Genomic DNA, 21,516 nt, shown 5'->3' with positions numbered 1-21,516 from the left:
GGAGCCTGATAATGGAACAGAATAAAGGTTTTTGGTATGCCGACTGGTCGTTCCCGATCTTTGTTGGCCTGCTCTCCTCCGGCGTCTTCGCCGGGACGCACATGTACTACCTGTACGGCATCGGCGCCTTTAACGAAGTGGCCTTCGTGGCCATGCTGAAGTCGGGGATTGATACCGGCGTTTACGGCGCGGTGGCGGCGTTTGGCGCCAGCTTCCTGTTCGCCCGCATCATCGAAGGGTCGCTGGTGGGGATCCTCGATATCGGCGGAGCGATACAGACCGGTATCGGTCTTGGCGTACCGGCGCTGCTGCTCGGCGCGGGCTTTGTCTTCCCGGTGGCGAACTTCGCCGCCTCGCTGGTCACCGGCCTGGTCCTTGGTCTGGCAGTGGGTTACATCATCATTCTGGCGCGTAAGTTCACCATTAACCAGAGCGATTCCACTTACGGCGCCGACGTGATGATGGGGGCCGGTAATGCCTCCGGCCGCTTCCTCGGTCCCTTGATTATCCTCAGCGCGATGACCGCCTCGATTCCTATCGGGATTGGCTCGCTGGTTGGCGCACTGCTGTTCTACATCTGGCAGAAACCGATCACCGGCGGCGCCATCCTCGGCGCGATGATCCTCGGCTCCATCTTCCCGGTGGCGATTAGCTAATCGCCCGATGGCGCTGCGCTTATCGGGCCTACACGTCAGCGCGATTGGTAGGCAGGATAAGGCGGTACGCCGCCATCCGGCAACAGATTCACCCTTTTCATCAGGAGATAGCTATGTTTGATTTACTCCTGCGCCGTGCGCGCCTCGTCGACGATACCCTGACTGATATCGCCATCCAGGACGGGAAAATCGCGGCGCTGGGCGAGATTAGCGCGCCCTCCCGCAACACCCTCGATCTGCACGGCAACAGCTACGTCAGCGCCGGCTGGATTGACTCCCACGTTCACTGCTACCCGAATTCGCCGATTTATCACGATGAGCCGGACAGCGTCGGCATCGCCACCGGCGTCACCACCGTGATTGATGCCGGCAGCACCGGCGCCGACGACGTCGATGACTTCTATCAACTGACCCGTAACGCGGCGACGGAAGTTTATGCGTTGCTCAACATCTCCCGCGTCGGGCTGATTGCGCAGAATGAGCTGGCCAATATGACCAATATCGACGCCGCTGCGGTGAAGCAGGCGGTGCAGCGTCATCCTGATTTTATCGTCGGCCTGAAGGCGCGGATGAGCAGCAGCGTCGTCGGCGAAAACGGCATTACGCCGCTGGCGCGCGCCAAGGCCATTCAGCAGGAAAACGGCGATCTGCCGCTGATGGTGCACATCGGCAATAACCCGCCGAACCTCGATGAAATCGCCGATCTGCTGAGCCGCGGCGACATCATTACCCACTGCTATAACGGCAAGCCGAACCGCATTCTGAATCCCGCCGGCGAACTGCGTAGCTCGATTACTCGCGCCCTGCAGCGCGGCGTGCGCCTCGACGTTGGGCACGGCACCGCCAGCTTCAGCTTTGAAGTGGCGCGGCGGGCGATTGCGCTGGGCATTCTGCCGCACACCATCAGCTCCGATATTTACTGCCGTAACCGTATCGATGGCCCGGTGCGCTCGCTGGCGCTGGTGATGTCGAAATTCCTCGCCATCGGCATGACCCTGCCGCAGGTCATTGCCTGCGTGACCGTCAGCGCCGCCGAGGGGCTGCGCCTGTCGCGTAAAGGGCGGCTGGAAGTGGGCTTCGACGCCGATTTAACGCTATTTCGCCTGGAGCACCGGCCCACGCTGCTGGTGGATGCCGAAAAAGAGAGCCTCCAGGCTGACAACATTCTGGTGCCGCTGGCCGCGATCCGCGCGGGCAAAGGCTATCTGACCGAACAAGGGAGCGCGGAACATGCCTTCGATTTTTGAGAAATACCATTTAAAACAGGTGATTAATACTTCGGGCCGCATGACGGCGCTGGGCGTTTCCACGCCGCGCCCGGAAGTGGTGGAAGCCGCGATGGCCGGTATGAACCAGTACTTTGAAATGAAAGACCTGGTGAATAAAACCGGCGAGTACATCGCCAGGTTGCTGGATGTGGAAGGGGCGACCGTTGTCTCCTGCGCGTCGGCGGGGATTGCCCAGTCGGTGGCGGCGGTGCTGGTGAAAGACAGCGACTGGCTGCTGGAGAACCTGCACGTTACGCCGATTGAGAATAACGAAATCGTGTTGCCGAAGGGCCACAACGTCAACTTCGGCGCGCCGGTTGGCACGATGGTGGCGCTGGGCGGCGGTAAGCTGGTGGAAGCGGGCTACGCCAACGAATGTTCCGCCCAACAGCTGGCGGCGGCAATCACCCCGCGCACCGCGGCGATCCTGTACATCAAATCCCACCACTGCGTACAGAAAAGCATGCTCAACGTCGCGCAGGCTGCGGAAGTGGCGCGCCAGCATGGCTTGCCGCTGATTGTCGATGCGGCGGCGGAAGAAGATCTGCAGTGCTACTACCGCATGGGCGCCGACCTGGTGATCTACAGCGGCGCAAAAGCCATTGAAGGGCCGACCAGCGGGCTGGTGATCGGCAAAACGCAGTACGTCGAGTGGGTTAAACGCCAGTCGATGGGGATTGGCCGGGCGATGAAAGTGGGTAAAGAGGGCATTCTCGGCCTGACCTGCGCCATTGAATACTACCTGACGGCGAGCAAAGAGAGCGGCGAGCAGATGGTGGCGAAGATGACGCCGTTTATCGAACAGCTCAACACGCTTAACGGCGTGACCGCCCGGGTGGTGTGGGATAGCGCGGGTCGCGATATCGCCCGCGCCGAAATCAAATTCAACGAAGCGGTGACCGGCGTGAAGACCGGCGATCTGGTTAACGCGCTGAAGCAGGGCGAATACGCCATCTACTTCCGCGGCTATAAAGCGAATGAAGGCATTATCGAAGCCGATGTCCGCAGCGTGAACGCGGAGCAGCTGGCGGTGGTCGCCCGCCGCATCGCGGAAGTGCTGAACAAGGAGAAACAAGCATGAAACTGACCCCAAACTTTTACCGTGATCGCGTGTGCCTGAACGTCCTGGCGGGCAGCAAAGACAACGCCCGCGAAATTTACGACGCGGCGGAAGGTCACGTCCTGGTCGGCGTGCTCTCCAAAAACTATCCGGATGTCGCCAGCGCGGTGGCCGATATGCGTGACTACGCGAAGCTTATTGATAACGCGCTCTCCGTCGGGCTGGGCGCAGGCGATCCAAACCAGTCGGCGATGGTGAGCGAGATTTCTCGCCAGGTGCAGCCGCAGCACGTCAACCAGGTCTTCACCGGCGTGGCTACCAGCCGCGCGCTGCTCGGGCAGAATGAGACCGTGGTGAATGGCCTGGTCTCGCCGACCGGTACGCCGGGAATGGTGAAGATCTCCACCGGCCCGCTGAGCAGCGGCGCGGCGGATGGCATTGTGCCGCTGGAAACCGCCATCGCGCTGCTGAAAGACATGGGCGGCAGCTCCATCAAATACTTCCCGATGGGCGGCCTGAAGCACCGCGCCGAATTCGAAGCCGTCGCCAAAGCCTGCGCTGCGCACGATTTCTGGCTGGAACCGACCGGCGGTATCGATCTGGACAACTACAGCGAGATCCTGAAAATCGCTCTCGATGCCGGGGTGAGCAAAATCATCCCACATATCTACAGCTCGATTATCGATAAAGCCAGCGGCAACACCCGCCCGGCCGATGTGCGCCAGCTGCTGGAGATGACCAAACAGTTAGTGAAGTAGTGCTATTGCCGCTCATCCTAACTTTCTCCCGGAGGGAGAGGGAACCATCTGGTTTTCTCCCTCTCCCTTTGGGAGAGGGCCGGGGTGAGGGGAAACTTACCCCACCGAACCATCAAGGAGTTGCTATGCCTGTCGCTCGTCATCTGCTTGTCGCTTCACTGTCCCTTTTTGCCGCCGCCGCGGGCGCCGCGCAAACCCACTATGCCTGGGTAGGTACCTATAATCCCAATGGCGAAGGTCTGTACCGCTTTACCGTCGATGCCAACACCGGTGCGCTGCGTGACAGGGCCCTGGTGAGCGCGTTGCCAAACGTCGCGCAACTGACCGTGTCGCGCGATGGCAAAACGCTGTATGCCGCCAGTGAAGTCGAAAAAGGCGTCGTGCAGGCGTGGCGCATTGAGAAGAATGGCGAGCTGACCGCGCTCAGCCAGGTTGCCTCCGGCGGCGCCGGGCCGGTGTATCTCTCCCTGACGCCGGATGGTAAACATCTGCTGGTGGCCAACTACGTCAGCGGCAGTATCGCCGTGCTACCGGTGAAAGAAGATGGTAGCCTGGGCGAGGCAGTGGACAGGCATCAGGATGAAGGCCCGGCAGGCGCCGAACGCCCGGCGGCGGCCGTCGAGGGCAGCTTCGCCATCAGCGATCACAATGGCCCGCACGCCCATATGATCGCCGCCGATCCCAGCGGGAAATTTGTTTACTCCACCGATCTGGGGCTGGATCGGATCTATCAGTACCGGCTGGATAGCGCCAGCGGCAAGCTGACGCCGAACGATCCGCCGTTCATCGCCGCTTCGTCGCCGGGCGCCGGCCCACGCCACTTCGTCTTTACGCCAAAGGGCGACGGCCTGTGGCTGATCAACGAAGAAGCGTCGACGCTGACTTTCTATCATCTGGATAAGCAAAGCGGCCTGCTGCGCGAAGGCAAAACCGTCTCCGCGCTGCCGAAAGAGTATAAGGGCACCAGCTTTGCCGCCGGTCTGGCGCTGAGCAACGATGGTAAGCAGCTGTATGTCGCCAACCGCCTGCATAACAGCATCGCCCACTTTACGGTGCAGGCCGACGGCCGCCTGAGCCACCAGGAGGATATCTGGACGCGTGGGGATTACCCCCGTACGCTGACCCTGGATAATCAAGGGCAGTGGCTGTACGTCATCAACCAGCGTAGCGATAATATTACCCGCTTCAGCGTGGCGCCGAAGGATGGCAAATTAACCTTTGCCTCCGACTACACGCCGGTTGGTAGCCCATCGCAGATGGTGATATCCGCCCAACCCTGAGCCGTAACCACAAGGAACTGACATGCGATTTCCCAACCAACGCTTAGCGCAACTCTTCACCCTGCTGCGAAATGAAACGCTGCCGCAGGATGAGCTGGCGCAACGCCTGTCGGTTTCCACCCGTACCGTGCGCGCCGATATTACCGCCCTGAATGCGCTGCTGGCGCAGTATGGCGCGCAGTTTATCCTCAACCGCGGCAGCGGTTATCAACTGAAAATTGATAACCCGGCGAGCTTTCAGGCGCTGGAGGAGACGGCGCCGAAGACGCAGCACGTGCCGCGAACCGCCCAGGATCGCATCACGTTTCTGCTGGTGCGCTTCCTGACGTCGGCGTTCTCCATCAAGCTGGAAGATCTGGCGGATGAGTGGTTCGTCAGCCGCGCGACGCTGCAAAATGATATGGTCGAGGTGCGTGAGCGCTTCCAGCGCTATCAGCTTACCCTTGAAACCCGCCCTCGCCACGGCATGAAGCTGTTTGGTAGCGAGGTGTCGATTCGCGCCTGCCTGACCGATCTGCTGTGGGAGCTGGCCCAACAGGGCGGTATCAATCCGTTGATCGGCGCCGAGGCGCTGGAGGCGGATGTCCCTGCGCTGCTGGAGCCGGTGCTACAGGAGACGCTTACCCGGCACCATATTCGCCTCACTGATGTCGGTGAGCGCTTTATCTGCCTGTACGGCGCAGTGGTGGTGCGCCGCGTTAGCGAAGGCTATCCGCTGGCCGATTTCAACGCTGAAGATGTGGCGCAAAACGTCCGCGACGCCGCGCGCGATTTGGCGGGAGAGCTGCAGCGGCTGGCCGGAAAACCCTTCTCGCCCGCTGAAGAAGAGTGGCTGTGCGTGCATCTCGCCGCCCGTCAGGTGCAGGACGTCGACCCGGAAACCATCAGCGCCGACGATGACGAAGCGCTGGTCAATTACATTCTGCGCTACATCAACAGCCAGTATAACTACAACCTGCTGGACGACGCCCAGTTGCACGCCGATCTGCTGACCCACATTAAAACCATGATCACCCGCGTGCGCTACCAGATCATGATCCCCAATCCGCTGCTGGATAACATCAAACAGCACTACCCGATGGCCTGGGATATGACCCTCGCCGCGGTCTCCAGCTGGGGGAAGTACACGCCTTATACCATCAGCGAAAACGAAATTGGCTTCCTGGTGCTGCATATCGGCGTCGGGCTGGAGCGCCACTACAACATTGGCTACCAGCGTCAACCACAGGTGCTACTGGTCTGCGATACCAGCAATGCGATGGTACGGATGATCGAAGCGATCCTGCAGCGCAAATATCCGCAGCTGGAGATCGCCGCCACGATTTCCCAGCGCGAGTATGAACAGCGGGATGCGATCGAGGCGGATTTTGTTATCTCCACGGTGCGCATCAGCGAAAAAGACAAACCGGTGGTGACCATCGCGCCGTTTCCCACCGACTATCAGCTGGATCAGATTGGCAAGCTGGTGTTGGTGGACCGTACCCGTCCGTGGATGCTGAATAAGTACTTCGATGCCGCCCACTTCCGGGTGGTCGATAAGCCGATGGATCAGCAAACGCTGTTCGCCGAGCTGTGCCAGCAGCTGCTGGAGGAAGGCTTTGTTGACGCCGAGTTTCATGCTTCGGTGGTGGAGCGTGAGGCGATTGTCAGCACCATGCTCGGCGATGGCATTGCGCTGCCGCACTCCCTGGGACTGCTGGCCAAAAAGACGGTGGTTTATACGGTTATCGCCCCGCAGGGGATCGCCTGGGGCGACGAAACCGCCCATATCATTTTCCTGCTCGCCATCAGTAAGCGCGAGTACGAAGAGGCGATGGCGATCTACGATATTTTCGTGACTTTCCTGCGCGAGCGCGCCATGAGCCGCCTTGCCACGACCCGCAGCTTCAATGAGTTTAAAACGGTGGCGATGGAGTGCGTCAGCCGGTTTTGAGAGGCTGACGGAGGGGATTAACGCAAATGATGTACCACCTGGTTGCTGCTGCCGCGCCAGATCAGCGCCGGGTCTTTTAAATCCTGCACAAACTTACCGTCGACCAGCACGTTGATCAGGTTCACTACCTGCATCTGCGCCTCATTCAGCTCATCCAGTTTATAGCCGGTCCAGACCCAGATATCTTTGCCGGGGCATTCGGCGCGCACGCGCTGAACCAGCTTGAGGATCTCCGCGACGTTCTGCGGATGCAGCGGATCGCCGCCGGAGAGTGAAATCCCCTGGCGCTTGATGCGGGTATCGTTGAGGTCGGCAATGATGCGGTCGGCCATCTCAGCGGTAAACGGCATACCGGAGTTCACCCGCCAGGTGCTCTTGTTGTAGCAGCCGGGGCACTCGTGGACGCAGCCGGAGACAAACAGGGTGCAGCGGGTGCCGGGGCCGTTGACGATATCTACCGGGTAGTACTGATGGTAATTCATTTTTCGCTTCTCAATTAACGCCATAGCCGCGTTGGCTGCGCTCGCTCACCCCAGTCACGTACTGAATGTACGCTCCCGGGAATTCCCTCGTTTGCCGCCTTGCTCTGACGCTAATTGCTTTGCGAATACGAAGGAATGCGGCCATTTCCCGGGTCGCGGCGTTCCGCCTTACCCGGGCTACCGGACGGTGCAAAACAGTAGCCCGGATAAGGCGCTGCGCGCCGCTCTCCGGGAAAAGCGCATAGCTCTTTAACCGATCTGCCCATTGGCCAGGTGCTTAACGCGGCGCTTCACTTCTTCCTGCTTGCCGGCGTTGAACGGACGCGCGTCCGGACTGCCGAGATAACCGCATACCCGACGAGTAACCGACACGCGAGCGGCATCGTGGTTACCACATTTCGGGCAGGTAAAGCCCTTGCTGGTGCACTCGAACTCGCCGGTAAAACCACACTCGTAGCATTCATCGATCGGCGTGTTGGTGCCGTAGTACGGCACGTGCTCATAGCTGTAATCCCACACGTCTTCCAGCGCCTTCAGGTTGTGCTGGATATTCGGGTACTCGCCGTAGCAAATGAAGCCGCCGTTGGCCAGCGGCGGGTACGGCGCTTCGAAATCGATCTTGTCGTACGGGTTGACCTTCTTCTCGACGTCAAGGTGGAAGCTGTTGGTGTAGTAACCTTTATCGGTCACGCCCTCCACTATGCCAAACTCGGCGGTGTCGAGACGGCAGAAGCGGTCGCACAGGTTTTCGCTCGGCGTGCTGTACAGACTAAAGCCGTAGCCGGTTTCTTCCTTCCACACATCGACGGCGTCGCGCAGGCGCTGGACGATGGCCACACCTTTCTCACGCAGCGCCTCGCTGTCGTACATATGCTGATTACCGTACAGCGCATTGATGGTCTCATGGATACCGATGTAACCCAGTGAAATGGACGCGCGGCCGTTTTTGAAAATCTCGGAGACGTCATCGTCGGCTTTCAGCCGCACGCCGCAGGCCCCTTCCATATACAGGATCGGCGCCACGCGGGCCTTCACCCCTTCCAGACGGGCAATACGGGTCATCAGCGCTTTGCGCGCCAGCTGCAGGCGCTCGTCCAGCAGCGCCCAGAAGGCGGCTTCGTCGCCTTTCGCTTCCAGGGCGATACGCGGCAGGTTGAGGCTAATCACGCCGAGGTTATTGCGCCCGTCATGTACCTGCTCGCCATCCTCGTTTTCCCACACCCCGAGGAAGCTGCGGCAGCCCATCGGCGTTTTAAACGACCCGGTGACTTTCACCACCTGATCGTAGTTGAGGATATCCGGGTACATGCGCTTGCTGGCGCACTCCAGCGCCAGCTGCTTGATGTCGTAGTTCGGATCGCCGAACTTATGGTTCAGACCGTCGCGAATGGCGAAGACCAGTTTCGGGAATACCGCGGTTTTGCGATTTTTACCGAGGCCAGCGATGCGGTTGCGCAGAATCGACTGCTGGATCATGCGCGACTCCCAGCTAGTGCCGAGGCCAAAACCAAAGGTGACAAACGGCGTCTGACCGTTGGCGGTATGCAGCGTGTTGACTTCATACTCCAGCGACTGGAAGGCGTCGTAGCACTCTTTTTCGGTACGGGCGCGGGCATAGCCTTCGGCGTCCGGGATCTGCCACTCTTCGGCGATTTTACGATGCTTTTTGAAGCTTTCGGTGACGAACGGCGCCAGCACTTCATCGATACGGTTGATGGTAGTGCCGCCATAAATATGGCTGGCGACCTGGGCGATGATCTGCGCCGTCACCGCGGTGGCGGTAGAGATAGACTTCGGCGGCTCGATCTCCGCGTTGCCCATCTTAAAGCCCTGAGTCAGCATCCCTTTCAGATCGATCAGCATGCAGTTGAACATCGGGAAGAAGGGCGAGTAATCGAGGTCGTGATAGTGGATCATGCCGCGCTCGTGGGCCATCACCACATCGTGGGGCAGCAGGTGCTGCCGCGCATAGTGCTTGGCGACGATACCGGCCAGCAGGTCGCGCTGGGTCGGGATGACTTTACTGTCCTTGTTGGCATTTTCGTTGAGCAGCGCGGAGTTGGTCTGCTCGACGAGGCCGCGGATCTCCTGATTGAGACGGCCGCGCTTTTCGCGCTGGCTATCACGGTCATGGCGATACTCAATGTAGGCGCGCGCCAGCTGCTTATAGGGGCCGGACATCAGCTGGTTTTCTACCGCAGTCTGGATCTCGTTGATGTCGACCTGGGCGCGGCCCTGCATTTGTTGGCTAACGACTTCTGCGACGGTGGCGCAATAGTCTGCGTCATCGACTCCCGCTGCTTTAGCTGCACGTAGAATTGCTTCCTGAATGCGCTCTGATTTGAACGGCACTTTACAGCCATCACGTTTCATCACATGCGGTGTCATGATCACTCCATATATAGAACAGGTTATCCACAGAGGCGGAGGTTATCCCGAAGGCGCTGCACGCTACGGCTCGTGCTGTTTGCCTTCAGATCCGGCCCGTTTTATCCACATCTCATCACCGCCAGACATCGACAAGATATGGTGACATAATAGACGATTAATACAACATGTAGGGCCGGGACGCATTTTAAGTTCTATATGTAGTGATTTGCATCAAAGATGTTTGCGATTTTATTGACCCAGAACAAGGTAAAAAGGTGAGAGTACGGATGATGGGCGCTGGCGATAAATGTAAATTTATCTGGCTGGAAAATAAGCAAAAATGCCTGGCATCCACCTCCGATGCCAGGCATTACGCTCCGGTTTCTGTCGGGCAAGAAGTACCTTACGCCTGCAGCCACCATACGGCTTCGAACGGCCGCAGCGTCAGACCGGTCGGGCGGGGCGTAGTTTCTGCATAGTTGCTGATGATCATCTTCCAGTCGCCCTGGGCTTCCTCTGGCTGCCAGGTCTGCAGGTCGCGGCTCAGGTTGGCGGCGACCACCAGTGTTTGCCCCTGCCACTGACGGCGATAACACCACAGCGACGGATGGTCCGGCAGGAGATCCTGGTAATCGCCCCAGGTCAGCAGCGGCAGGGTTTTACGCAGCGTAATCAGCTGCTGATAGGCATAAAACACCGAATCGGGGTCCGCCAGCGCCGCCTCAACGTTGATCTCCCGGTAGTTATCGCCAAGGCCGATCCACGGCTCACCGTCGCTGAAGCCGCCGTTCTCCCCGGCGTGCCATGGCATCGGCGTGCGGCTGTTGTCGCGCGACTTACTGGCGAGGATTGCCAGCAGTTCGTCCGGGCTTTGCCCCTGCGCTGCGCGTTCGATAAACATATTGTGGCTTTCGACGTCGCGATAGTCGCTGATGTTGCTGAAGTGCGGGTTGGTCATGCCGATCTCTTCGCCCTGATAGATATAGGGCGTGCCCTGCATGCCGTGCAGCACCATCGCCAGCATCTTCGCCGCCGGCACCCGGTACTCGCCTTCGTCGCCAAAGCGCGACACGATGCGCGGCTGATCGTGGTTACACCAGAACAGCGCGTTCCACGCCCGATTGTGCATCCCCTGCTGCCAGTGACGGAACAGCGCTTTCAGCGCCACATAGTCCGGGCGGGCGAGGGTCCATTTTTCACCGCCGGGATAATCGACCTTTAAATGGTGGAAGTTAAAGGTCATCGACAGCTCGCGGCCGTCCAGCGCGGCGTACTGCTGGCAGTGCTCCAGCGAGGTGGAGGACATCTCGCCGACGGTCATCAGGTTACGGGGAGTAAAGACATCGCGACTCATCTCCTGCAGGAATTCATGCACCCGCGGGCCGTCAGTGTAGAAGCGGCGGCCATCACCCTCCGCATCGCAGGGGAAGGTCTGGTCTTTCGAGATCAGGTTGACGACGTCGAGGCGCAGACCGTCGACGCCGCGGTCGGCCCAGAATTCGCAGACCTTTTTCAGCTCGGCGCGTACCGCCGGGTTCTCCCAGTTGAGATCCGCCTGTTCAATGGCGAACAGGTGCAGATAATACTGCCCGCTGTCGGCATGCCACTGCCAGGCGTTGCCGCCAAACTTGGAGCGCCAGTTGTTCGGCAGCGCGTCCGGTTCGCCGTCGCGCCAGATATAGAACTGCCGGTAGGGACTCTCCTTATTCAGCGACTGACGGAACCATTCATGCTCGGTCGAGGTATGGTTCAGTACCATATCCAGCACGATGCGGATACCACGGGCCTTCGCCTCCGCCACCAGGGCGTCAAAGTCGGCCATTGTGCCGTAGGAGGGATCGATAGCGGTGTAGTTCGCCACATCGTAGCCGTTATCCACCTGCGGTGAGACATAGAACGGCGTCAGCCAGATGGCGTCGACCCCAAGCTTCTGCAGATAGTCGAGGCGGGAAGTGACGCCGCGCAGATCGCCGGTACCGCTGCCGGTGGTATCCTGAAAACTCTTCGGATAGATTTGATAAATAACGCCGTTTTGCCACCAGTGGGGAAGATGATTCATAGTGCTTTCCTGCTGCAACGAGGGGCGCCAAAGGCGCCCCGAAAGAAGAAGTTAGACAATCTGCAAGGTGCCCTGACGGTACTTGCGCTGATACACCACGGTGGTCAGGATAATCGGCACCACCACCGCGATAGCCATCGCCATGGCGTACACCTGCCAGTAGGTTGGCTGGATGGAGAGGATGCCCGGCAGGCCGCCGACGCCGATGCCGTTCGCCAGCACGCCGTTCAGGCCGCACAGCAGGCCGGCGAGGCCGGAGCCGATCATCGCGCACAGCATCGGGAAGCGGTACTTCAGGTTGATACCGTACATCGCCGGTTCGGTAACCCCGAGATAAGCAGAAATTGCCGCCGGCACCGAGATTTCGCGTTCATTCTGTTTACGGCTGGCAATAATAATGCCGACTACCGCCGATGCCTGGGCAATGTTGGATAGCGCAATCAGTGGCCACACCGGGGTGCCGCCCATGCTCTGGATCATCTGCATATCGATAGCGAGGGTGGTCTGGTGGACACCGGTAATCACCAGCGGCGCGTAGAGGAAGCCGAACAACGCGGCGCCGATCGGCGCAAAGCTGCCGGTTAACAGGTGGCGTACCGCGAAGGCCACGCCGTCGCCGATCAGGCGGCCGAACGGACCGATAATGGCGTGCGCGAGGAACACCGCGAGGATCAGCGAGCAGACCGGGACAATGACCAGGTAGAGGTAGTCAGGCACGATGCGCTTGAGGCGCGTCTCGATAAAGCCGAGCGTCAGGCCCGCCAGCAGGGCCGGGATCACCTGCGCCTGGTAGCCGACTTTGGCAATCGTAAACAGGCCGAAGTTCCACACCTCCGGCACCTGCTGGCCGAGGAGATAGGCGTTCATCAGCTGCGGGGAAACCAGGGTGACGCCAAGAACGATCCCGAGGATCGGCGTGCCGCCCATCTTCTTCACCGCTGACCAGCAGATCCCCACCGGCAGATAGAAGAAGATCGCCTCGCCAATCAGCCACAGGAAGTCATAGATGGTTTTCAGCGACGGGTGCATCTGAGCCAGCGTCTGGCCGTTGCTCATGGGTAAGTCGCCGATGACGTTACGGAAACCCAGGATCAGACCGCCACTGATTAGCGCCGGCAGCAGCGGGAAGAAGATCTCGGCAAAGTGCGAGATCAACTGCTCATGCCACTTCATATTTTGCCGCGCGGCCTGCTTGACCTGCTCTTTATCGGCGGAGGTCTGGCCGGTGGTAGCCAGCAGGGCCTTGTAGTAATCGCCCACCTCGGTGCCGATGACCACCTGGAACTGACCGGCGTTAGTGAAGCATCCCTTCACCATGCGCAGCTGTTCAATCTCTTTTGGTTTGGCGATGGCCGGGTCGTTCAGCACAAAGCGCAAACGGGTAATACAGTGGGTGACGGTGGCGATGTTGCCGCGTCCGCCCACCAGTTCGATCAGTTTATCGATGTCCTGCTGGTTTACTTTGCTCATGATGAAGCCTCAAAAACAGAGGGGGAGAGATGCCGTTTTTTACCTTGAGGGCATCCTAACCGTTCCGCTTGATTTGCAAAATGGGAACGTTCCCAAAACCCGGCGACGATCACATAAATCGTCCGAACGAGATTAATTCAGGGCGGCGGGAATCACGATCTGGCGGGGTTCGACGCTGCCGGCGATCTGCTCGATCAACTGCCGGGCGGCCCGGCGTCCGGACTCGGCATAGCCGGGATCGACGGTCAAGATTTCCGGGTGGAGAAACTTCATCAGCGGCGTGCTACCGACGCTGGCGAGCTGCAGCGCAGCGCGGCCCTGCTGCTGGAGGTACTTGCTGGCGCCGAGGGCGAGGGTATCCGTCGCGCAGACCAGGGCGCTGGTTTCGGCCGTCAGCACGCTGGCGACGGTGTCATACCCCTGCTTCATGCCCAAGCCCGGCAGAGCGGCGGTGGGCGTCAGGCGATGCTTTTTACAGAAAGCGAGGTAGGCGAGATGGCGGCGTTCGCCGGTGGTGACGTCGCTGTGCGGGACGCCAAGAAAACTGATGTGGCGATGTCCGCGATCGTAGAGCCGCTGCATCAGCAGCGTGATGGCGCCTTCGTCGTCATAGCACACCGAGGCGAAACCGGGGGCGTCGCGGGCCATCAGCACCAGCGTATCGCGCCAGGGGGCGAGCATCGCCTCATCAATGCCGGTAAATCCGAACAGCACTACGCCGTCAATATTACGCCGGGCGAGCATGCCGAGATGCTCTTCAACCAGTCCCGGGGAGAACTGGCTCTCCATCATAATCGGATCGTAACCCTGTTCATAAAAGGCGGGCAGCATGGTCTGCACGGCAAGGTTTTCCGACAGGGAATCCAGACGGGTAACGATAATCGCCACCACTTTATCGCTCTGGCCGCGCATGGCGCGGGCGGAGCGGGAGGGTGAGAAACCGTGCTGCTGCATCACCGCTTCGACGCGCTCGCGGGTCCGTTCGCTGACCCCGCTCTCGTTGTTAAGGACGCGGGATACCGTCGATTTTCCTACGCCGCTTAAACGCGCAATATCTTTGATGGTCAGCCGGTTCTGCATGCGGAATTCTCGTCAGGGATGGTAGAAGTGAGCCTAATGCTACTCAACCAAACCGCAATGAGCAAAGTCTGGTTTACGTTCGGTTTAGTTGCGCGGGCTTATCATCGCCATAAATGCCACACATGTCTCAACGAGCGCGCTATAATCCGCGCCGTTTATATTCACTTACCGGAGAATTTATGGACCCCGATCCCACTCCTCATCCTCGATGGAGCAACCTTTCTTTCCGGTAAGCCTGTTTAACACTGCTTTACCGGAAAGCGTAAAGCAGTGATGTCCTTGATGTCCCTGCCATAAAAATTACATGCCTGACAGGTAGGCTTTGCTACGCCTGTTGGCGACGCTGCGTTCGCTCGCGCGAGCGCGGAGGGACTGTTTATGTTGAAAAATTATACCCGGCAGCTGTTCGCGCAGCTTAGCCGCCATCTGCCACGCCGTTTGGTCCAGCGCGATCCGCTGCCTGATGCCCGTAACCTGACCAGCGTGCCGATCCCGGACTCGCTCGGCAAGCGCTGCCTGGACGTTGCGGCGATGGATGACCAGGAGATCTGGCGTGCCTTTGACAGCCACCCTGAAGGGCTCAATGAAGGCGAAGTGGCGGCAAAGATCCTCAAACATGGTGACAATCAGATCCCGGCGCAGAAGCCCTCGCCGTGGTGGGTGCATCTGTGGACCTGCTATCGCAACCCGTTCAACCTGCTGCTGACGGTGCTCGGCATCGTCTCCTATTCCACCGAAGATCTGTTCGCCGCGGGCGTTATCGCGCTGATGGTCGGCATCTCGACGCTGCTTAACTTCATCCAGGAAGCGCGCTCGACCAAAGCGGCGGATGCGCTAAAGGCGATGGTCAGCAATACCGCCACGGTGCTGCGGGTGGTGAACGAGCAGGGGGAGAGCCGCTGGCTTGAACTGCCTATCGACCAACTGGTGCCAGGAGATATCGTCAAGCTGTCGGCGGGAGATATGATCCCGGCGGACCTGCGCATTATTCAGGCGCGCGATCTGTTTGTCGCTCAGGCCTCGCTGACCGGCGAATCGCTGCCGGTAGAGAAAGTCGCGCGCAGCCGCGACCCGCTGCAGCAGAACCCGCTGGAATGCGACACCCTGTGCTTTATGGGGACCAACGTGGTGAGCGGCTCGGCGCAGGCTATCGTCTACGCCACCGGCGGCAACACCTGGTTTGGCCAGCTGGCCGGGCGCGTCAGCGAGCAGGAAAGCGAGCCGAACGCCTTCCAGAAAGGCATCAGCCGGGTCAGCATGCTGCTGATCCGCTTTATGCTGGTGATGGCCCCGGTGGTGCTGTTGATTAATGGCTACACCAAAGGCGACTGGTGGGAAGCGGCGCTGTTTGCACTGTCGGTGGCGGTCGGCCTGACGCCGGAGATGCTGCCGATGATCGTCACCTCGACGCTGGCGCGCGGGGCGGTGAAGCTGTCGAAACAAAAAGTGATCGTCAAACACCTCGACGCCATTCAGAACTTTGGCGCGATGGATATTCTCTGCACCGATAAAACCGGCACCCTGACTCAGGACAAGATCGTGCTGGAGAACCACACCGATGTCTCCGGTAAGTCCAGCGAGAGAGTGCTGCATACCGCCTGGCTCAACAGCCATTACCAGACCGGGCTGAAAAACCTGCTCGATACCGCGGTGCTGGAAGGCGTGGAGCTGGAGGCCGCCCGCGGCCTCGCGGAGCGCTGGCAGAAGGTGGATGAGATCCCGTTCGACTTCGAACGCCGCCGCATGTCGGTGGTGGTGAAAGAGCAGGGCGACGCGCATCAGCTGATCTGTAAAGGGGCGTTGCAGGAGATCCTTAACGTCTCGACCCAGGTGCGCTACAACGGCGAAATCGTACCGCTGGACGACACCATGCTGCGCCGCATCCGCCGGGTCACCGATACCCTGAACCGTCAGGGACTGCGGGTGGTGGCGGTGGCAACCAAATACCTGCCGGCGCGCGAGGGCGATTACCAGCGCGCCGATGAATCCGACCTGATCCTCGAAGGCTACATCGCCTTCCTCGATCCGCCGAAAGAGACCACCGCCCCGGCGCTGAAGGCGCTGAAGGCCAGCGGCATCACGGTGAAAATCCTCACCGGCGATAGCGAACTGGTGGCGGCGAAGGTGTGCCATGAAGTGGGGCTGGATGCGGGCGAAGTGGTGATTGGCAGCCAGATTGAAGCCATGAGCGACGACGAGCTGGCGGCGCTGGCGAAGCGCACCACTTTGTTTGCACGTCTGGCGCCGCTGCATAAAGAGCGTATCGTGACGCTGCTGAAACGCGAAGGTCACGTGGTGGGCTTTATGGGCGACGGCATCAACGACGCCCCGGCGTTACGCGCGGCGGATATTGGCATCTCGGTTGATGGCGCGGTGGATATCGCCCGCGAGGCGGCGGATATCATTCTGCTGGAAAAAAGCCTGATGGTGCTGGAGGAGGGGGTGATCGAAGGCCGTCGCACCTTCGCCAACATGCTCAAGTACATCAAAATGACCGCCAGCTCCAACTTCGGTAACGTCTTTAGCGTGCTGGTGGCCAGCGCCTTCCTGCCGTTTCTGCCGATGCTGCCGCTGCACCTGTTGATTCAGAACCTGCTGTACGATGTCTCCCAGGTGGCGATCCCGTTTGATAACGTCGATGATGAGCAGATCCGTAAACCGCAGCGCTGGAACCCGGCCGATCTCGGGCGCTTTATGGTCTTCTTCGGACCGATCAGCTCGATTTTCGATATCCTCACCTTCGGCCTGATGTGGTGGGTGTTCCACGCCAATACCGTGGAGATGCAGACTCTGTTCCAGTCCGGCTGGTTTATCGAAGGGCTGCTGTCGCAGACGCTGATTGTGCACATGATCCGCACCCGGCGCATTCCGTTCGTTCAGAGCCGCGCCGCGTGGCCGCTGTTCGCCATGACTCTGGTGGTGATGGCCGTGGGCATTGCCCTGCCGTTCTCGCCGCTGGCGGGCTACCTGCAGCTGCAGGCGCTGCCGCTCAGCTACTTCCCGTGGCTGGTGGTGATCCTGGCGGGCTATATGGTGCTGACCCAGACCGTTAAAGGTTTCTACAGCCGTCGCTACGGCTGGCAGTGAAGGGCGCATTTTCGGATGAGCCACGTAAAAAAGGCAGCCACTGGCTGCCTTTTTTTCTGCCAACCAAAGCGATCAGCGACGCACGGCGATGGCTTCGATCTCGATCTTCACGTCTTTCGGCAGACGAGCGACTTCCACACAGGAGCGCGCCGGGAAGGTGGCATTGTGCTCGGTGAAGAACGCTTCGTAGGTGGCGTTAACGGTAGCGAAATCGTTGAGATCTTTGACGAATACGGTGGTCTTGACGATGTCGCCGACGGTGAGGCCAGCGGCTTCAACGATCGCTTTCACGTTGTTCAGCGACTGACGCGCCTGCGCGGACACGTCTTCCGGGACGCTGCCGGTTTTCGGGTCGACCGGGATCTGGCCAGAGGTGATGATCATGCTGCCCAGATCAACGCCCTGAACGTATGGGCCAATCGCTGCTGGTGCATTTTCCGTCGCAATAGTTTTGCTCATGTTATCTCCAGATGAACTGAGTAATGTTACGCAAAATCATTCAGGTTGCCGCCAGAGGGTAAGCGCTGTGCCGCCGGCGCAGACGCCGCCTGAAGGACGAAGCGTAGGGTGGTAGCCATTATAGGGAGGCCTACCACCAATACCAACCGCATTTAGTTGGCCAGCACCACATAATGAGAAAACTCTTTTTCACAGTATTTGCATTTGAGTGCGATGTCATCGGCGCGTTTTTTCACTGCAAAACTGGAAGAAACCGGTTCGGCGTGGCTGATACAGTTGCTGTTCGGGCAGACCAGCACGCTGTCAATGCGATCCGGCAGGCTCGGGCGGGATTTGCCCACCACTTCGTAATCATCAATGCGGTTTACCGTCGCCTGCGGGGCGTACAGCGACAGCTGGTTAACCTGCTCGTCGGTCAGGAAGGTGTTCTCGATTTTAATCAAATCCTTGCGGCCCATCTCGCCGGAGGGCAGGTTCAGGCCGATGGTGATACGCTGGTCGGTTTCGGTCAGTTTGAACAGGGTGAGCAGCTTAAAGCCGACCTGCGCCGGGATATGGTCGATCACGGTGCCGCGTTTAATGGCTTCTACTTGCAGTTTATTGTCGTGTGTCATCTCTCATTCCCCCTTACAGTGCCAGCTCGCTATTCAGTACCAGTGCCAGTAACGCCTGGCGGGCGAAGATGCCGTTACCGGCCTGCTGGAAGTACCAGGCGTGCGGTGTTTTATCGACATCGGTGGTGATTTCGTCAATGCGCGGCAGCGGGTGCAGCACCTTCATGTTGGCGCGCGCCCCTTCGAGGTCGGCGGCGCGCAGGACGAACTGCGCTTTCACGTTGGCGTATTCCGACGGATCCAGACGCTCTTTCTGCACGCGGGTCATGTACAGAATATCCACTTCCGCCATCACGTCGTCGATGGCGCTATGCAGGCTCCAGGCGATACCTTTTTCATCCAGCATATCGAGGATGTACTGCGGCATGGCCAGCGCGTCCGGGGCGATAAAGTAGAAGCGGTTGCCGCTGAATTTGGCCAGCGCCTGGGTCAGGGAGTGGACGGTACGGCCATACTTCAGATCGCCGACCATCGCCACGTTGAGGTTTTCGAGGCGGCCCTGGGTCTCCTGAATGGTGAACAGGTCGAGCAGGGTTTGGGTCGGGTGCTGGTTAGCGCCGTCGCCAGCGTTCAACACCGGCACGCCGCCGGAGAATTCGGTCGCCAGGCGCGCGGCGCCCTCCTGCGGATGACGCATCACGATGGCGTCAACGTAGGTGCTGATAACGGAGATAGTATCCGCCAGGGTTTCCCCTTTTTTGCCCAGCGAGGTATTGGCGCTGTCAGAAAAGCCGACCACGCTGGCGCCCAGGCGGTGCATCGAGGTTTCAAAAGAGAGACGGGTACGGGTGGAGGCTTCAAAGAAACAGCTGGCGATAACCTTATGCTTCAGCAGCTCGGGTTGCGGATTGGCTTTCAGCTTTGCCGCCGTCGCCAGCACCAGTTCGAGGTCTTCGCGGCTGAGATCGTTTATGGAAATGATATGTTTTTGATATAGCGGGTTAGCCATGCTTATCTCCTGACGCCTGGGCAAAAAAAAAGCCCCTTAAATAAGGGGCTTCGGGAATCCAATGAGCAACGGAAAGAAAAACGCCAGGCCAGCGTCTGCGTTCAGACGCGCTAAGACAGAATGTCGTACGCAATTGGCCATGCTTCCTCCCGGCAAAACGACTGGCATTATACGCAGACCGTTATGACGATCAAGCGATTCATTCACAAACAGGTAATCGTTTGCCTGCAGAAAAGTGCGCCAGCGCAAAGAACGGTGAAACTGTACTGGTATGGCAGTGGCGATGGGGGTATAAAGTCATAAAATGAAATGCTGTTTTATATTCGAGGTAAGTGATGATTATTGGCAATATCCACCATCTGCAGCCATGGCTGCCTGCTGCGCTGCGCGAGGCCATTGAGCACGTCATCGCCCATGTCAGCGAGGCGACGCCGCTGGGTAAACACGATATCGACGGCAATAACCTGTTTTATCTGATTTCCGAAGACACCACCGAGCCGCAGGCCGCGCGCCGCGCGGAATACCATGCCCGCTATCTCGATATTCAGATTGTGCTCCGCGGCATCGAGGGGATGACCTTCAGTACCTTGCCGGCTGGAGAGCCGCAGACCGACTGGCTGGCGGAGAAAGACATCGCTTTTCTTGCCGAAGGCCAGCAGGAGAAAACGGTGATCCTCAACGAAGGGGATTTTGTGGTGTTTTATCCCGGCGAAGTGCATAAACCGCTGTGCGCCGTAGGCGCCCCGGCGAAGGTGCGCAAAGCGGTAGTGAAGATGCTGATGGCGTAAAATGGCGAGCCATATCCCGGATAAGCGCCGTGCTATCCGGGATTTGACCGCCAGCGAGGGGCTACTTGCCCAGCGTCGCCACCATCACCGCTTTGATGGTGTGCATCCGGTTTTCCGCCTGATCGAAAACCACGCTCGCCGCCGACTCAAACACTTCGTCAGTCACTTCCATGCCGCCGTGCAGGCCGTAATCGGCGGCCATCTGTTTGCCCAGCGTGGTCTGGTCGTCATGGAATGCCGGCAGGCAGTGGAGGAACTTGACCTGCGGATTGCCGGTCAGCGCCAGCATCGCGCTGTTAACCTGATAATCGCGGAGCAGGGCGATACGTTCGGCCCATTTTTCCTTCGCCTCGCCCATCGATACCCAGACGTCGGTATAGATAAAATCGGCGCCTTTCACCCCCGCGGCGATATCTTCCGTCAGGGTGATGTTGCCACCCTGCTGTTTGGCCAGTGCCGTACAGGTCTCCACCAGCTGAGACTCCGGCCAGCAGGCCGATGGCGCTACCAGGCGCAGATCCAGACCGGTCAGCGCTGCGGCTTCCAGCATCGAATTGCCCATGTTGTTGCGCGCGTCGCCGGCGTAGACCAGCGTCATCTGGTTAAAGGCTTTGCCCGGCAGGTGCTCTTTCATGGTCAGCAGGTCCGCCAGCAACTGGGTGGGGTGGAACTCGTTGGTGAGGCCGTTCCACACCGGCACGCCGGCGTATTGCGCCAGGGTCTCCACCACCTCCTGGCCGTGGCCGCGATACTGAATGCCATCGTACATCCGCCCGAGCACGCGGGCGGTGTCTTTGATCGACTCTTTATGGCCAATCTGGCTGCCGCTTGGCCCCAGATAGGTCACGCGGGCGCCCTGATCGTATGCGGCAACTTCGAAAGAGCATCGTGTACGGGTTGAGTCTTTTTCGAAGATGAGCGCGATGTTTTTCCCTGCCAGTTTCTGGACTTCGATACCGTTTTTCTTATCGGCTTTGAGCTTTGCCGCCAGCTCGAGCAGGGCGGTGATTTCTGCAGGCGTAAAATCGAGTAACTTTAAAAAATGCTTCTGGTAAAACGCAGACATGGTTCCCTCACCTGGCATAGGCCACTAATTGAATTAAAATTCAATTTATATGTATGAATATTCATTTGCAAGTCTGTGATCGAAATCTTTCACTGAGAAGTGGAGGCAATGACGGCGGTATGTGACAATAGGGACAA

At 59.2% G+C, this 21,516-nt stretch carries 21 protein-coding genes; 9 read left to right on the top strand and 12 right to left on the bottom strand.

Annotation, left to right across the window (positions count from 1 at the left end):
• Positions 1–11: 11 nt before the first annotated feature.
• The 6 genes from AS136_RS11620 to AS136_RS11595 all read left to right on the top strand — a co-directional run bounded on the left by AS136_RS11620 (position 12) and on the right by AS136_RS11595 (position 6,955).
• The gene (locus AS136_RS11620; RefSeq protein WP_004152267.1) at positions 12–656 is read left to right on the top strand and encodes a DUF4310 family protein; all 645 of its coding nucleotides are present in this window, start codon (positions 12–14) and stop codon (positions 654–656) included.
• Between the two features lie 113 nt (positions 657–769).
• Complete coding sequence (locus tag AS136_RS11615) at positions 770–1,903, top strand: amidohydrolase/deacetylase family metallohydrolase (protein WP_048271422.1); 1,134 nt, start codon at positions 770–772, stop codon at positions 1,901–1,903.
• Positions 1,887–3,005, top strand: a complete 1,119-nt coding sequence (locus AS136_RS11610) for a DgaE family pyridoxal phosphate-dependent ammonia lyase (RefSeq protein WP_063266789.1) — start codon at positions 1,887–1,889, stop codon at positions 3,003–3,005. The genes AS136_RS11615 and AS136_RS11610 overlap by 17 nt, the downstream gene beginning before the upstream one ends.
• On the top strand, positions 3,002–3,742 hold the full coding sequence (gene dagF, locus AS136_RS11605; protein ID WP_008807137.1) for a 2-dehydro-3-deoxy-phosphogluconate aldolase: 741 nt from the start codon (positions 3,002–3,004) through the stop codon (positions 3,740–3,742). Before AS136_RS11610 ends, dagF begins: the two co-directional genes overlap by 4 nt.
• Before the next feature lie 125 nt (positions 3,743–3,867).
• Entirely contained in the window at positions 3,868–5,022 is a 1,155-nt protein-coding gene (locus AS136_RS11600) for a lactonase family protein (protein WP_023323525.1), read from the top strand.
• 22 nt (positions 5,023–5,044) lie between these two features.
• The gene (locus tag AS136_RS11595) at positions 5,045–6,955 is read left to right on the top strand and encodes a BglG family transcription antiterminator (RefSeq protein WP_023323526.1); all 1,911 of its coding nucleotides are present in this window, start codon (positions 5,045–5,047) and stop codon (positions 6,953–6,955) included.
• Between the two features lie 17 nt (positions 6,956–6,972).
• On the opposite strand, the gene nrdG is transcribed toward AS136_RS11595, so the two are convergent.
• From nrdG to treR, 5 genes are all read right to left on the bottom strand, one after another.
• Entirely contained in the window at positions 6,973–7,437 is a 465-nt protein-coding gene (gene nrdG / locus AS136_RS11590) for an anaerobic ribonucleoside-triphosphate reductase-activating protein (protein WP_012969085.1), read from the bottom strand.
• A gap of 249 nt (positions 7,438–7,686) precedes the next feature.
• Positions 7,687–9,825 (bottom strand): anaerobic ribonucleoside-triphosphate reductase, encoded by a 2,139-nt coding sequence (gene nrdD, locus AS136_RS11585; protein ID WP_032731807.1) that lies wholly within the window; start codon positions 9,823–9,825, stop codon positions 7,687–7,689.
• A gap of 385 nt (positions 9,826–10,210) precedes the next feature.
• On the bottom strand, positions 10,211–11,866 hold the full coding sequence (gene treC, locus AS136_RS11580; protein WP_016160169.1) for an alpha,alpha-phosphotrehalase: 1,656 nt from the start codon (positions 11,864–11,866) through the stop codon (positions 10,211–10,213).
• Positions 11,867–11,917: 51 nt separating this feature from the next.
• Positions 11,918–13,336: a PTS trehalose transporter subunit IIBC gene (treB, locus tag AS136_RS11575; RefSeq protein ID WP_063266788.1), complete on the bottom strand. Its 1,419-nt coding sequence runs from the start codon at positions 13,334–13,336 to the stop codon at positions 11,918–11,920.
• A gap of 132 nt (positions 13,337–13,468) precedes the next feature.
• A complete protein-coding gene (gene treR, locus AS136_RS11570; RefSeq protein WP_008807130.1) occupies positions 13,469–14,416 on the bottom strand; it encodes a trehalose operon repressor TreR in 948 nt (315 codons plus the stop codon).
• Positions 14,417–14,529: 113 nt separating this feature from the next.
• On the opposite strand from treR, the gene mgtL reads away from it, so the two are divergent.
• A complete protein-coding gene (gene mgtL / locus AS136_RS29345; RefSeq protein ID WP_353074613.1) occupies positions 14,530–14,649 on the top strand; it encodes a mgtA regulatory leader peptide MgtL in 120 nt (39 codons plus the stop codon).
• Positions 14,650–14,794: 145 nt separating this feature from the next.
• A complete protein-coding gene (mgtA, locus tag AS136_RS11565) occupies positions 14,795–17,503 on the top strand; it encodes a magnesium-translocating P-type ATPase (RefSeq protein ID WP_008807129.1) in 2,709 nt (902 codons plus the stop codon).
• Positions 17,504–17,575: 72 nt separating this feature from the next.
• Here the strand turns inward: mgtA and ridA are convergent, their stop codons facing one another.
• From ridA to AS136_RS26745, 5 genes are all read right to left on the bottom strand, one after another.
• The gene (gene ridA, locus AS136_RS11560) at positions 17,576–17,962 is read right to left on the bottom strand and encodes a 2-iminobutanoate/2-iminopropanoate deaminase (RefSeq protein WP_002886926.1); all 387 of its coding nucleotides are present in this window, start codon (positions 17,960–17,962) and stop codon (positions 17,576–17,578) included.
• A gap of 152 nt (positions 17,963–18,114) precedes the next feature.
• Positions 18,115–18,576 (bottom strand): aspartate carbamoyltransferase regulatory subunit, encoded by a 462-nt coding sequence (pyrI, locus tag AS136_RS11555; RefSeq protein ID WP_002886927.1) that lies wholly within the window; start codon positions 18,574–18,576, stop codon positions 18,115–18,117.
• Between the two features lie 13 nt (positions 18,577–18,589).
• Positions 18,590–19,525 carry an aspartate carbamoyltransferase gene (gene pyrB / locus AS136_RS11550; protein ID WP_004206522.1) on the bottom strand — a complete coding sequence of 312 codons (936 nt, stop codon included), beginning with the start codon at positions 19,523–19,525 and terminating at the stop codon, positions 18,590–18,592.
• Positions 19,526–19,527: 2 nt separating this feature from the next.
• Positions 19,528–19,587 carry a pyrBI operon leader peptide gene (locus AS136_RS29215; protein WP_227650304.1) on the bottom strand — a complete coding sequence of 20 codons (60 nt, stop codon included), beginning with the start codon at positions 19,585–19,587 and terminating at the stop codon, positions 19,528–19,530.
• Positions 19,562–19,666 (bottom strand): pyrBI operon leader peptide, encoded by a 105-nt coding sequence (locus AS136_RS26745; protein WP_012969080.1) that lies wholly within the window; start codon positions 19,664–19,666, stop codon positions 19,562–19,564. The genes AS136_RS29215 and AS136_RS26745 overlap by 26 nt, the downstream gene beginning before the upstream one ends.
• A 194-nt stretch (positions 19,667–19,860) precedes the next feature.
• Here AS136_RS26745 and AS136_RS11545 point away from each other — a divergent pair, with 194 nt between their 5' ends.
• Positions 19,861–20,313 (top strand): YhcH/YjgK/YiaL family protein, encoded by a 453-nt coding sequence (locus tag AS136_RS11545; RefSeq protein ID WP_008807128.1) that lies wholly within the window; start codon positions 19,861–19,863, stop codon positions 20,311–20,313.
• A 61-nt stretch (positions 20,314–20,374) separates the two neighbouring features.
• Here AS136_RS11545 and argF read toward each other — a convergent pair whose 3' ends face one another.
• Together argF and argL are read right to left on the bottom strand one after the other, a co-directional pair.
• Entirely contained in the window at positions 20,375–21,379 is a 1,005-nt protein-coding gene (gene argF / locus AS136_RS11540; protein ID WP_016160171.1) for an ornithine carbamoyltransferase, read from the bottom strand.
• Entirely contained in the window at positions 21,349–21,444 is a 96-nt protein-coding gene (gene argL, locus AS136_RS29340) for a putative translational regulatory protein ArgL (protein WP_370736902.1), read from the bottom strand. Before argL ends, argF begins: the two co-directional genes overlap by 31 nt.
• Positions 21,445–21,516 lie beyond the last annotated feature (72 nt).

This window comes from Klebsiella sp. D5A, from assembly GCF_001620885.1.
In the GTDB taxonomy this organism is placed as follows: Bacteria; Pseudomonadota; Gammaproteobacteria; order Enterobacterales; family Enterobacteriaceae; genus Klebsiella; species Klebsiella variicola.
Note: the sequence above shows the minus strand (reverse complement) of the source record. Positions and strands in the feature narration are given on the sequence as shown.